Below are 12286 nucleotides of genomic sequence, written 5' to 3' on the forward strand. Positions count from 1 at the left end.
CGGTTACATCTTCTTGCCGGTCTTGAAGCCGTGGTTGTCGTCATCCTTCGGCGACCAGGCCTTGGGCGGTTTCTGCCCCAGGAACCAGCGATGCATCTCGGAGTTGAGGATCTCGTCGAGCAGCGCCTCGACCTTGTCGGCACCCCTGGCATTGCCGTCCCTGCGGGCCTTCTCGATCAGTTCCTTCACCTCCGGCACCATTTCCAGGTAGAAGCGGTGGGCCACCTCGAACATGCCTTCCCAGTGGACATAGTCCGGAGCCAGCATGGCGGCACCGTGACGGGCGCGGCGACCCTCATGGTGCCACAGATAGAAGTAGGTCCACTCGACCTTCTCGTTGAACTTCACGGGATCGATCAGCTTCTCCTGCTTGAGGACCGTGATCAGCTTCTTGGCAGGAATCGCGAACTTGTCGTTGAACAGCTCGACGAAGGAATCCAGCTGTTCGTAGAAGTTGTCGACGATGTTGCGGCCATGGCAGGAGGTGCAGACCGACTTCATGTCCTTGCGCCGTTCCAGCCAGGGCTTGACCTGCTTGCCGGCCTTCCTGGCCTTCTCGTCGATCTTGAAGGACACCGGCGCCCGCAGGTTCCAGGAGATGCGCGAGCCGATGTCGTGATCGACCGGCAGGTCCTTGGTGGCCGACATGTGACAGGTGGCACAGGTCGGGGCGGCGGTATAATCCTCGCCCGGGATCCACTTGCTGGAGTCCATGTTCATCTCGTCGATGTGGGCACGGAAGGCGACACCGTGCACCGACTCCTCGTAGATCTCCTTCTGCGGATGATCCGGACCCAGGTGACAGCGGCCGCAGTTGTCGGGGTGACGGGCCTGTTCCGCGGAGAAGTTGTGACGCAGGTGGCAGGCCGAGCAGGCACCCTTGGAACCGTCCGGGTTGATGCGGCCGATACCGGTGTTCGGCCAGGAAGCCGAGTTGAGACTGCCGTCGGAGTTCACCCGCACGATGGAGCCGTGGCAGCCCATGCAGCCGGAGGTGACCACCGGCGAGGTACCATTCAGCAGCGGCGCCCCCTCGACCACCTCGGCCAGCACGTTGTCCAGCGAGCCGAGGATGTTGCCGGCCGAGGCATGATGACTGCGGTCGAATTCCTCGACCTCACGCTCGTGGCAGTTGCTGCAGTCCTTGGGGGAGACGATGACCGAGATCACGAAATCCTTGTGCTTGATGGCATCCTTGTCGGAAGGATCGGCCTTGTGGCATTCGTAGCAACCGACATTGGCGCGGTAATGCTTGGAATCACCCCACATGCCATAGATGCCCGGCGTCTTCTCCCGGTGGCAGGAAACGCACTGGGCGCTCTCCTTGCTCAGGTTCTTGAAGCCTTCCAGTATCTTGACCGGCTCGTTCTTCTTGTTCGGCGATACCTGGCCAGCCGCTGCGGCGGCCGGCAACGCCAGCCACGCCAGGCACAACACCGCGACCAGCGTACGACGGATGGAACCGAACAGGCCTCTGTCTACCACTGCCATTGTCTTCTTCCCCACTGATAAGGTTGTTTTGACAAGATTCTGCCCCTTCCATAGCAAGAATCCGGCCAACTACCGAACCAACGCAAAATTCGACAATAACGTCATGAATATAAGGCGATTGATCAGGAACCGCGCAAGGTGAAGAAACCGTTTCAGGCATCCGCCAGGGGCATCATGCCCGGGATTGGTGCGAATCCCCGGAAATCTCACCATTTGGGTGCACCAGAGGCAGGATAAAAAAACGCCGCGGCGGGCCGCCCGCCCGAGAGGAGACGAGTGGGGGGCGGCGCGACCCGCTGCGACAGAGGCACCGGCCGGGGACACAAGGCCCCGGGAGGCGGCTAGTCGGCCTGGCGACGCAGGAAGGCCGGGATGTCGAGGTACTCCATGTCCTCCTCGTAGTTGGGAGCGGCCGAGCCCTGATCCGGCGCCGGCGGCTGCTTGCGCATCACCGTCGGCCGGTCCAGCTTGCCGTAGTCGACCTCGCCGTTGCTGGTCTTCTCCACCAGCTTGACGGTCGGTTCCTCCGGCAACTGCTGGCGCTGGGCGCCGAGACCGGTGGCAACCACGGTGACCCGCAGCTCGTCCGACATCTCGGGATCGATCACGGTACCGACCACCACGGTGGCGTTCTCGGAGGCGAACTCCTTGACCGCGTTGCCGACCTCCTCGAACTCGCCGATGGACAGGTCCATGCCGGCGGTGACGTTGACCAGGATACCGGCCGCGCCGGACAGGTTGACATCCTCCAGCAGCGGACTGGCAATGGCGGCCTCGGCCGCCTCGCGGGCCCGGTCCTCGCCGCTGGCGGCGCCGGAGCCCATCATCGCCATGCCCATCTCCGACATCACGGTGCGCACGTCGGCGAAGTCGACGTTGATCAGGCCGGGCCGGGTGATCAGCTCGGCGATGCCCTGCACTGCGCCGAGCAGCACGTCGTTGGCGGCCTTGAAGGCACTGAGCAGGCTGACCTGCTTGCCGAGCACGCTGAGCAGCTTCTCGTTGGGAATGGTGATCAGCGAATCCACGTACTGGCCCAGCTCCTTGATGCCCTGATCGGCGATGGCCATGCGCTTCTTGCCCTCGAAGGGGAAGGGCCGGGTGACCACGGCCACGGTGAGAATGCCGAGTTCCTTGGCTACCTGGGCGACCACCGGGGCCGCGCCGGTGCCGGTGCCGCCGCCCATGCCGGCGGTGATGAACAGCATGTCCGAGCCCTCGATGGCCTCGGCGATACGCTCGCGGTCCTCCATCGCCGCCTGGCGGCCGACATCGGGGTTGGCGCCGGCGCCCAGCCCCTTGGTGATGCTGGAGCCCATCTGCAGCGAGATCGGCACGCTGATGTTCTGCAGGGCCTGTGCGTCGGTATTGGCGCAGATGAAGTCCACACCCTCGATATTGGCCTCGACCATGTGCTGCAGGGCATTGCCGCCGCCACCGCCCACGCCCATGACCTTGATCACAGCGTTCTGGCTGTATGCATCCATCAATTCAAACATCGTCTCGTCTCCTCTCTCTGGGTTGATGCTCAGTACTGCATTCGGTCTCCACCGAACTCTTCAAAAAACGTTTCAGAAATTGCCCTGGAACCAGCCCTTCATGCGCTCCCACACACCACGGAAGCCGCGCCCGTAGTGGCCGTCCAGATTGCGCTGGGTGCGGTTCTGATTGCCGAACAGCAGCAGGCCGACGCCGGTGGCGTAGATCGGGTTGCGCACCACGTCGGCCAGCCCGGCCACGTACTGCGGGGTGCCGAGGCGCACCGGCATGTGGAAGATCTCCTCGGCCAGCTCGACCAGACCCTCCATCTTGGAGCTGCCGCCGGTGAGCACGATGCCGGCCGCCACCAGGTCCTCGAAACCGCTGCGCCGCAACTCGGCCTGGATCAGGGACATCAGCTCCTCGTAGCGCGGCTCCACCACCTCGGCCAGGGTATGCCGTGCCAGGCGCCGCGCCGGGCGCTCGCCGACGCTGGGCACTTCGATGGTCTCCTCCGGCGAGGCCAGCTGGGTCAGGGCGCAGGCGTACTTGATCTTGATCTCCTCGGCATGCTGGGTCGGGGTGCGCAGCGCCACGGCGATGTCGTTGGTCACCTGGTCACCGGCGATGGGGATCACCGCGGTGTGGCGGATCGAGCCCTCGGTGAACACCGCGATGTCAGTGGTACCGCCGCCGATGTCGACCAGGGCCACCCCCAGCTCCTTCTCGTCCTCGGTCAGCACCGCATAGCTGGAGGCGAGCTGTTCAAGGATGATGTCGTCCACCTCCAGGCCACAGCGGCGCACGCACTTGATGATGTTCTGCGCCGCGCTGACCGCGCCGGTCACCAGGTGCACCTTGGCCTCCAGCCGCACGCCGGACATGCCGACCGGCTCGCGGATACCCTCCTGGCTGTCGATGATGAATTCCTGGGGCAGGATGTGCAGGATCTTCTGGTCGGCGGGGATGGCCACGGCGCGCGCCGCATCGATCACCCGTTCCACGTCACCCGGCGTGACCTCCTTGTCACGGATGGCGACGATGCCATGCGAGTTCAGGCTGCGGATGTGGCTGCCGGCGATGCCGGTGTACACCGAGTGGATCTGGCAGCCGGCCATCAACTCGGCCTCCTCCACCGCCCGCTGGATGGAGTGCACGGTGGACTCGATGTTCACCACCACGCCCTTCTTCATGCCGCGCGAGGGGTGCGATCCGATGCCGATGATCTCGACATCGCCGTCCGCCATCACCTCACCGACGATCGCCACGACCTTCGACGTGCCTATATCCAGTCCGACGATCATGCTCTTCTCGACTCGTTTCGACATTGTGTGTTCAACCCTCATGCTGTCCGGCAGTCTCTCGCTGCCTTTGCCAGCGCACGGCAAGTCCGTTGCTGTAGCGCATGTCTACCGTCTCCGCCGTTCGTCCCGCCGCGGCGAAGACCAGGGGATAGATCCGCACGAAGCGCTGCAGGCGCTGGCCGGCATGTTCGCGCCCCAGTTTCAGTTCCACGCCGTCGCCCAGCCGCAGCCGCCAGGCGCGGCGCGCATCCAGCTCCAGCCGGGCGACGCGCAGTCCCAGCGGACGCAGCGCCTCGACCGCGGCCACGTACTGGCGCATCACCCGCTCGCGCAGTACCTCGGGACCGTCCAGCCGCGGCAGACGCGGATCGATGTCCTCCGCCGGGGGCCGGAACAGCTCGCCATGCGGATTGAGCAGACCGTCCTCGCCCCAGCGCGCCACCGCCTGCTGCTCGACCACCTGCAGGCGCAGGGTGTCCGGCCAGAGGCGCTGCACCTTGACCCGCTGTACCCAGGGCAGGGCCTCGGCGGCGCGGCGCACGGCCTCGACATCGACGCTGAAGAAGCCGCCACTGGCCACCGGCGCCACGGCCGCACGCAGCCTGGCCTGGTCGAGATGGCGGAACTCGCCCTCGATGCGGACCGTGCGCAGCGGCAGGCTGTGCGGATCGCGCAGCCAGAGCGCCCCCCAGCCGGCGCCACCGGCCAGCGCGGCGAACAGCAGGCCGAGCAGCCCCAGCTGCAGCAGCCGGGCGCGCCGCTGGCGCCGATCGTCCTGCGTCCTGCGCCGGCTGGCCTGCCCGCCGCGGGTCTTCTTCGCTCCGGCCATCTCAGGCCACCCCCTGTCGGCTGGTGTCGAGGATGCGCAACACCAGCTCGTCGAATTCGATACCCGCCGCCCGCGCCGCCATCGGCACCAGGCTGTGATCGGTCATGCCGGGCACGGTGTTGACCTCGATCAGCCAGGGCGCGCCGGCCGCATCGAGCAGCAGATCCACCCGTCCCCAGCCCCGGGCATCGACCGCCGCGAAGGCCGCCAGCGCCAGGCCCTGCAGCGCCGTCTCCTGGTCCGCCGGCAGGCCGCAGGGGCAGTGGTAGCGGGTACTGTCGGCCTCGTACTTGGCGGCGTAGTCGTAATACTCGCGGGGCGTCTCCAGCCGGATCAGTGGCAGGGCCTCGCCGGCCAGCAGCGCCACCGTGTATTCCTCACCCTCGATCCAGCGTTCGATCAGCACACAGGAATCGTAGGCACGTGCCTGTTCCCAGGCCGCCGGCAGTGCCGCGGCCGAGTCGACCCGGCTCATGCCGATGCTCGATCCCTCGCGGGCAGGCTTGACCATCACCGGAAAGCCCAGCTCGTCGGCCACCCGCGCCAGCTCGTCCACCGCCTCGGCCACCACGAAGGGCGGCGTCGGCAGACCGGCCGCCTGCCAGACCTGCTTGCTGCGCAGCTTGTCCATGCCCAGGGCCGAGCCGAGCACCCCGCTGCCGGTATAGGGCAGACCCAGGGTTTGCAGGGCGCCCTGGATCACGCCGTCCTCGCCGCCGCGACCGTGCAGGGCGATGAAGGCCCGCGCGTAGCCGCCCTGCTGCAGCTCGGCCAGCAGGCCCTCGTTGGCGGCATCCAGACCCTGGGCATCGATCCCCCGGCGGCGCAGGGCCTCGAGCACCGCGTTACCGCTCTTCAGGGAGATCTCGCGCTCGGCGGAACATCCGCCCATGAGCACGGCCACTCTGCCGAAGTCCGCCGCCTGGCCGTTCATCCGCCCGCTCCCCCGGCCACGCCGAGAATCCTCACCTCGGGCTCCAGGCGCACGCCCTGGCAGCGCTCGACCTCGGCCTGCACCAGGACGATCAGCGCCTCGATATCCGCCGCCCGCGCCCCGCCGGTGTTGATGATGAAATTGGCATGCCGCTGCGACACGCAGGCCGCACCGATGCAGCGCCCCTTCAGTCCACAGGCCTCGATCAGCCGCGCCGCATGGTCGCCCGGGGGATTGCGGAACACCGAGCCGCAGCTCGGCTCGCCGATCGGCTGGCTCGCGGCGCGGCGCTCGAGCAGGGCACGGATCCGCGCCTGGGCGCCTTCCACGTCACCCGCCTCCAGGCGCAAGTGGGCAGCCACGAACCACTCGCCGGCCGGACCGCTGACCTCGCGGTAACCGACCTCGAAGTCCGCCGGCAGGCGGGTGCGCCGCTCGCCGTGGCGGTCGATGGTCTCCACCGCGGCGACCAGCCGCCAGGTCTCGCCGCCGAAGGCGCCGGCGTTCATGGCCAGCGCGCCGCCCATGCTGCCCGGGATGCCGGCCAGGAATTCCGCCCCCACCAGGCCGTGGCGGGCGGCAAAACGCGCCACCTTGTTGCAGGCCACGCCGGCCTCGGCGCGGATCAACCCGTCGTCGAGCATCTGCAGGGCATCCAGCCCGCCGAAGGGCGCAATCACCACGGCGTCGATGCCGCCGTCGCGCACCAGCAGATTGCTGCCCAGCCCCACCCAGACCAGCCGCTCCTCCGCGGGCAGGCTGCGCAGGAAGACCGCCAGATCCTCGAGGTCGGCCGGCTGGTACCAGAGCCTGGCCGGTCCGCCGACCCGCCAGCTGGTATGACGGGCCATGGGCTCGTCGTGGCGCAGGATGCCGCGCAGCGGGCGATCTGCCGGAGCAGCCATCATGTCCGCGTCCTCGCCTTGGCCGAGGGCTGGGTCTTGCGCCGCGGCGCCGGCAGCGCCTCGCCGGCCGGAGCGGCGGGCAGCCGTTGCGAGAGGCGGCTGTGCAGGGATTCACCGCAGCCCATGTGCAGCCGCGGACGGCTTCGCGTGTGACTCATGCCTCGTCCTCCCGGCCGCAAGCGGACCAGTGTTCCAGCAACAGGTTGGGCGCCGTGCCGATGTCGCCGGCACCCAGGGTCAGCAGCAAATCGCCGGGGGCGAGCACCCCCGCCAGCGCCTCGGGCAGCTCGGCCACGCCCTCGACGAAGATCGGGTCGACCTGGCCGCGGGCACGGATGGCGCGGCACAGGGCGCGGCCGTCGGCACCGGCGATGGGCGCCTCGCCGGCAGGATAGACCTCGGTCAGCAGCAGCACGTCGACGCCCGACAGGACGCGGGCGAAGTCCTCGAACAGGTCGCGGGTGCGGCTGTAGCGATGCGGCTGGAAGGCCAGCACCAGACGCCGCTCCGGCCAGCCGCTGCGGATCGCCTCCAGGGTGGCGGCAATCTCGCTGGGGTGGTGGCCGTAATCATCGATCAGCAGCACCGGCCCGGCAGGGCTCTCGACCTCGCCATACATCTGGAAGCGGCGGCCGATGCCGGCGAAGCCGGCCAGGGCGCGCTGGATGGCGGCATCGTCCACCCCCAGCTCGGTGGCCACGGCAATGGCGGCCAGGGCGTTCTGCACGTTGTGCCGGCCGGGCAGATTGAGGGTCACCTGCAGCGGGTCATGGCCGGCGCGGTGCACCTGGAAGTGCATCTGCAACCCGCGCTGGCGCAGCCCGCTGACCCGCAGGTCGGCGCTCGGCTCGTCGATGGCATAGCTGCGCACCGGCCGGCTGATCTCGGTCAGGATCTCGCGCACCCCGGGATCGTCGAGGCAGACCACGGCCAGGCCGTAGAACGGCAGGTGATGGAGGAACTCGACGAAGGTCTGGCGCAGGCGGCCGAAGTCGCCCTGGTAGGTCTCCAGGTGATCGGCATCGATGTTGGTCACCACCGCCAGCATCGGTTGCAGGTAGAGGAAGGAAGCATCGCTCTCATCGGCCTCGGCGACCAGATAGGTGCCGGCCCCCAGCCGGGCATGGCTGGCGGCGCTGTTCAGCCGGCCACCGATGACGAAGGTCGGGTCCAGCCCGCCTTCCGCCAGCAGGCTGGCGATCAGGCTGGTGGTGGTCGTCTTGCCGTGGGTGCCAGCCACGGCGATGCCGTAGCGGAAGCGCATCAGCTCGGCCAGCATCTCGGCGCGCGGCACCACGGGGATCCGCGCCGCATGGGCCGCGACCACCTCCGGGTTGTCGCTGGCGACCGCGCTGGACACCACCACCACGTCACAGCCGCTCACCTGCCCGGCGCTGTGGCCGGTGAAGATCCGTGCCCCCAGCCCCGCGAGCCGCCGGGTCACGGCATTGTCGCGCAGGTCCGAGCCCTGCACCTCGTAGCCCAGATTGAGCAGCACCTCGGCGATACCGCCCATGCCGACGCCGCCGATGCCGACGAAATGCACACGGCGTACCCGGCCCATGCCGGTCGTCCGGTCCTGATCCTCGATCCGCCGCTCGATCATGCGCCACCTCCCGCCTCGATCAGGCACAGCTCCGCCACGCGCCGCGCCGCGTCGGGCCGGGCCAGGGCACGGGCGGCGCGGGCCATGGCCAGCAGCCGCTCGCGGTCGGCGCCCAGCTCGTCCAGCAGTGCGGCCAGGCGGTCGGCATCCAGTTCCGCCTGCGGCAGCAGCAGGCCGGCGCCGGCCCGTTCCAGGTAGCGGGCATTGCCGGTCTGGTGATCGTCGACGGCATGGGGATAGGGCACCAGCAGGGCACCGACCCCGGCCGCCGTCAGCTCGGCGACGGTCAGGGCACCGGCGCGGCAGAGCACCAGGTCGGCCCAGCCGTAGGCCGCGGCCATGTCGTCGATGAAGGGCAGCAGCTCGGCCTCGACCCCGGCCGCGGCATAGGCAGCACGAGCCGCCTCCAGGTTGCGCTCGCCACTCTGGTGGCGCACCTCGGGGCGGCTGCCCGGCGTCAGGGCGGCCAGCGCCCGGGGCAGCACCTCGTTCAGCGCCTGGGCCCCCAGGCTGCCACCGAGGACCAGCAGCCGCAGGCGACCGTGGCGACCGGCGAAGCGCGCCTCCGGCGCTGGCAGGGCGGCGATCTCGGCTCGCACCGGGTTGCCGGTATGGATCGGCTGATACCTTGCCGGCAGGCTGTCCGGGAAGCCCTCCATGACCCGCCGCGCCAGGGGCGCCAGCAGACGGTTGGTCAGGCCGGCGACCGAATTCTGTTCATGGATCAGCAGCGGCCGGCGGGTCAGCCAGGCCATGACCCCGCCCGGCCCGGTGACGAAGCCACCCATGCCGAGCACCGCGCGCGGCCGCAAGCGGAGCATCACCCAGAGCGACTGCAGCAGCGCCAGGGCGAGCATGAAGGGGGCCACCAGCCGCCGGCCGAGCCCCTTGCCGCGCAGGCCGCTGACGCGGATCCAGGCCATGGGGTAGCCGGCCGCGGGCACCAGCCGCGCCTCCAGGCCACGGCGAGTGCCGAGCCAGGCGACGGCAACGCCGGCGCGACGCAGCTCGGCGGCCACCGCCAGGGCCGGGAACACGTGGCCGCCAGTGCCGCCGGCCATGATCAGGATCGGCCGCCGGCTCATCGGCGCACCCCGCCACGCCGCTTGCGGGCGCGTGTCCTGTCCGCCGTCAGGGTATACACCGAACAGCGGGTCTCGTAATCGATGCGCAGCAGCAGGGCCACGGCGATGCACATCACCACCAGGCTGGAGCCACCGTAGCTGAGCAGCGGCAGGGTCAGCCCCTTGGTCGGCAGCAGCCCCATGTTGACGCCCATGTTGATGAAGGCCTGCAGGCCGATCCAGGTGCCGATGCCGTAGGCGAGATAGCCGGCGAAGGGTTCGTTGGCCAGCTGCGCGGTACGGGCGATGGCAAAGGCCCGATAGACGAAGAAGGCATAGAGGCCGATCACCAGCAGCACCCCGAGCAGGCCAAGCTCCTCGGCCAGCACCGCGAACACGAAGTCGGTGTGCGCCTCCGGCAGGTAGAACAGCTTCTGCACGCCGGCGCCCAGCCCCACCCCGAACCATTCGCCGCGACCGATGGCGATCAGCGACTGGGTGAGCTGGAAACCGCTGTCGAAGGGGTCGGCCCAGGGATTGAGGAAGGTGGTAAGGCGCGCCATGCGGTAGGGCGAGGTCACCGCCAGCAGGGCCATCAGACCTGCGGCGACGGCCAGCAGGATGGCGAACTGCCACCAGCGCACCCCGGCCAGGAACATCAGCGTCAGCGCGGTGGCCAGCAACACCACTGTGGCACCGAAGTCCGGCTCGGCCAGCAGCAGTATGCAGACCAGTCCCAGCACCGCCATCGGCTTGAGGAAACCGCTGACCTGTTCCCGCACCTCGCCGGCGCGGCGCACCAGGTAGCCGGAGAGGTAGATCAGCACCAGCAGCTTGGCCGGTTCCGAGACCTGCAGGTTGAAAGGACCGAAACCGACCCAGCGGGTACTGCCGTTGATGGTCTTGCCCACCCCCGGCACCAGCACCAGCAGCAGCAGGCCGAGGGCCAGGAACAGGGCCACCATCCCGGCCCGCGACCAGACCGCCAGACGCAGGCGAAAGGCCGCCATGCCGAGCAGGATGCCGACCAGCAGATACAGCGCCTGGCGGACGATGAAGAAGAACGGCTGGCCGGTTTCGCGGTCGGCGATGCTGATCGAGGCCGAGGCCACCATCACCAGGCCGAGACTGGCCAGCACCGCGGCGGCAGCGAGCAGGCCGAGATCGAACTGCGGACAGCGCAGGCTGCGGGCGGGAAGCGCGGCGACGCTCATGCCAGGAACTCCTGCAGCGCCTCGGCGAAACGCCGGCCGCGGTCCTCGTACCCTTCGAACATGTCGAAGCTGGCACAGGCCGGGGAGAGCAGCACGGCGTCGCCCGGCCGGGCCAGGCGGGCGGCGGTCTCGACCGCCTGGCGCATGTCCGCCACCCGCTGCACCGGCACGCAGCCGCCGAGCGCCGCCTCGATCTCGGCCGCATCCTCGCCGAGCAGCACCACCGCCCGGGCCCGCCCACAGACCGCCTCGCGCAGCGGCGAGAAGTCCGCGCCCTTGCCCTGCCCGCCCATGATCAGTACCAGCGGGCGTTCCTCGAAGCCGGAGATGGCCGCCAGGGTGGCACCGACGTTGGTGGCCTTGGAATCGTTGTACCAGTCGACGCCCTCCGCCGCTGCCAGCCACTGGGTACGGTGCGGCAGACCGCCGAACTCGCGCAGGGCAGCCAGCATGGGCTCGGCTGGCAGTCCCAGCACCTCGCCCAGGGCCAGCGCCGCGAGGGCGTTGGCGAGATTGTGCCGCCCCGCCATGCGCACCGCGTCGACCGGCAGCAGCAGTTCCTCGCCGCGGGCGATGAACTCGCATCCCTCATGCCGGCGCAGGCCATAGCCCTCATCCACCGGCGTGCCCAGACGGAAGCCGAGCTGCGGCCGGTTGGGATCGGCCAGCCGGGCGGCGGCCGGATCGTCCAGGTTGACCACCTGCAACCCGGCGTTGCGGTAGATGCGCGCCTTGGCGGCGGCGTATTCGTCGAGCCCGCTGTAGCGGTCCATGTGGTCGGGACTGACGTTGAGCACCACTGCGGCCGCCGGCTGCAGGCTGTGCAGCGTCTCCAGCTGGAAGCTGGACAGCTCCAGCACGAACAGATCGACCTCGCCGGCATCGAGCAGGTCGAGGGCCGGGATGCCGATGTTGCCACCCATCCGTACCCGGCGACCGGCGCGGCGCGCCATGTCGTAGACCAGGGTAGTCACCGTGCTCTTGCCATTGGAGCCGGTGATGGCCACTACCGGCGCATCGACGTGGCGCGCGAACAGTTCGATGTCGCCGATCACCTCGACGCCGCGGCTGCGCGCCTCCTCGATCAGCGGATGGCGCAGCGAGACGCCGGGGCTGACCAGGATCTGCTCGGCATGGCGGAAGGCGTCGGCATCGAAGCGACCAAGGAACAATGCCACCTCCGGCAGCTCACGCTGCAGCTCGGCCAGCCCCGCCGGGTTCTCGGCCGTGTCGGTCACCGCCACCTGCATGCCGTGACGGGCCAGGAAGCGCGCACAGGACAGACCGGTGCGGCCCAGGCCGACCACCAGCACCTTGCGTCCCGCGTTGCGTCCGGCGTGCATCGCTGCCCCTGTCTCCATCGCCCGCTGCTATCCCTCAGACCAGCAGCCAGAACACGGACATGACCAGGAAGGTCAGCCCCACGATCTTCATCTGATAACGTACGTCCATCCTCGTCC

General features: G+C 69.0%; 11 protein-coding genes. All 11 read right to left on the reverse strand.

Features of this window, described 5'->3' with window-relative positions; all coding sequences use genetic code 11:
• Window positions 1-3 precede the first annotated feature (3 nt).
• The 11 genes from QVG61_RS10895 to murD all read right to left on the reverse strand — a co-directional run bounded on the left by QVG61_RS10895 (window position 4) and on the right by murD (window position 12187).
• The gene (locus QVG61_RS10895; RefSeq protein WP_289930665.1) at window positions 4-1491 is read right to left on the reverse strand and encodes a multiheme c-type cytochrome; all 1488 of its coding nucleotides are present in this window, start codon (window positions 1489-1491) and stop codon (window positions 4-6) included.
• 341 nt (window positions 1492-1832) lie between these two features.
• Window positions 1833-2990, reverse strand: a complete 1158-nt coding sequence (gene ftsZ / locus QVG61_RS10900) for a cell division protein FtsZ (RefSeq protein ID WP_289930666.1) — start codon at window positions 2988-2990, stop codon at window positions 1833-1835.
• A 72-nt stretch (window positions 2991-3062) separates the two neighbouring features.
• Window positions 3063-4298: a cell division protein FtsA gene (gene ftsA, locus QVG61_RS10905; protein ID WP_289930667.1), complete on the reverse strand. Its 1236-nt coding sequence runs from the start codon at window positions 4296-4298 to the stop codon at window positions 3063-3065.
• Between the two features lie 7 nt (window positions 4299-4305).
• Window positions 4306-5103: a cell division protein FtsQ/DivIB gene (locus tag QVG61_RS10910; RefSeq protein ID WP_289930668.1), complete on the reverse strand. Its 798-nt coding sequence runs from the start codon at window positions 5101-5103 to the stop codon at window positions 4306-4308.
• Between the two features lies 1 nt (window position 5104).
• Window positions 5105-6037, reverse strand: a complete 933-nt coding sequence (locus tag QVG61_RS10915; RefSeq protein ID WP_289930669.1) for a D-alanine--D-alanine ligase — start codon at window positions 6035-6037, stop codon at window positions 5105-5107.
• Complete coding sequence (gene murB / locus QVG61_RS10920; RefSeq protein ID WP_289930670.1) at window positions 6034-6945, reverse strand: UDP-N-acetylmuramate dehydrogenase; 912 nt, start codon at window positions 6943-6945, stop codon at window positions 6034-6036. Before murB ends, QVG61_RS10915 begins: the two co-directional genes overlap by 4 nt.
• Window positions 6942-7100: a hypothetical protein gene (locus QVG61_RS10925; protein WP_289930671.1), complete on the reverse strand. Its 159-nt coding sequence runs from the start codon at window positions 7098-7100 to the stop codon at window positions 6942-6944. Before QVG61_RS10925 ends, murB begins: the two co-directional genes overlap by 4 nt.
• Window positions 7097-8548, reverse strand: coding sequence for a UDP-N-acetylmuramate--L-alanine ligase (murC, locus tag QVG61_RS10930; RefSeq protein ID WP_289930672.1), 1452 nt, complete (start codon window positions 8546-8548; stop codon window positions 7097-7099). Before murC ends, QVG61_RS10925 begins: the two co-directional genes overlap by 4 nt.
• A complete protein-coding gene (murG, locus tag QVG61_RS10935; RefSeq protein WP_289930673.1) occupies window positions 8545-9633 on the reverse strand; it encodes an undecaprenyldiphospho-muramoylpentapeptide beta-N-acetylglucosaminyltransferase in 1089 nt (362 codons plus the stop codon). The genes murC and murG overlap by 4 nt, the downstream gene beginning before the upstream one ends.
• Entirely contained in the window at window positions 9630-10826 is a 1197-nt protein-coding gene (gene ftsW / locus QVG61_RS10940; RefSeq protein WP_289930674.1) for a putative lipid II flippase FtsW, read from the reverse strand. Before ftsW ends, murG begins: the two co-directional genes overlap by 4 nt.
• Window positions 10823-12187 carry a UDP-N-acetylmuramoyl-L-alanine--D-glutamate ligase gene (murD, locus tag QVG61_RS10945; protein ID WP_289930675.1) on the reverse strand — a complete coding sequence of 455 codons (1365 nt, stop codon included), beginning with the start codon at window positions 12185-12187 and terminating at the stop codon, window positions 10823-10825. Before murD ends, ftsW begins: the two co-directional genes overlap by 4 nt.
• Between the last annotated feature and the right edge of the window lie 99 nt (window positions 12188-12286).

The organism is Thiohalobacter sp. IOR34 (genome assembly GCF_030406045.1).
Taxonomy (GTDB): Bacteria; Pseudomonadota; Gammaproteobacteria; order Thiohalobacterales; family Thiohalobacteraceae.

Bases quoted from the DNA above. Each gene is read 5' to 3' on its own strand.
- QVG61_RS10915 (WP_289930669.1), bottom strand. From the start codon at position 6,037: ATGAACGGCCAGGCGGCGGACTTCGGCAGAGTGGCCGTGCTCATGGGC.
- ftsA (WP_289930667.1), bottom strand. From the start codon at position 4,298: ATGTCGAAACGAGTCGAGAAGAGCATGATCGTCGGACTGGATATAGGC.
- murC (WP_289930672.1), bottom strand. From the start codon at position 8,548: ATGATCGAGCGGCGGATCGAGGATCAGGACCGGACGACCGGCATGGGC.
- ftsZ (WP_289930666.1), bottom strand. From the start codon at position 2,990: ATGTTTGAATTGATGGATGCATACAGCCAGAACGCTGTGATCAAGGTC.
- QVG61_RS10895 (WP_289930665.1), bottom strand. From the start codon at position 1,491: ATGGCAGTGGTAGACAGAGGCCTGTTCGGTTCCATCCGTCGTACGCTG.
- murD (WP_289930675.1), bottom strand. From the start codon at position 12,187: ATGGAGACAGGGGCAGCGATGCACGCCGGACGCAACGCGGGACGCAAG.
- QVG61_RS10910 (WP_289930668.1), bottom strand. From the start codon at position 5,103: ATGGCCGGAGCGAAGAAGACCCGCGGCGGGCAGGCCAGCCGGCGCAGG.
- murB (WP_289930670.1), bottom strand. From the start codon at position 6,945: ATGATGGCTGCTCCGGCAGATCGCCCGCTGCGCGGCATCCTGCGCCAC.
- QVG61_RS10925 (WP_289930671.1), bottom strand. From the start codon at position 7,100: ATGAGTCACACGCGAAGCCGTCCGCGGCTGCACATGGGCTGCGGTGAA.
- ftsW (WP_289930674.1), bottom strand. From the start codon at position 10,826: ATGAGCGTCGCCGCGCTTCCCGCCCGCAGCCTGCGCTGTCCGCAGTTC.
- murG (WP_289930673.1), bottom strand. From the start codon at position 9,633: ATGAGCCGGCGGCCGATCCTGATCATGGCCGGCGGCACTGGCGGCCAC.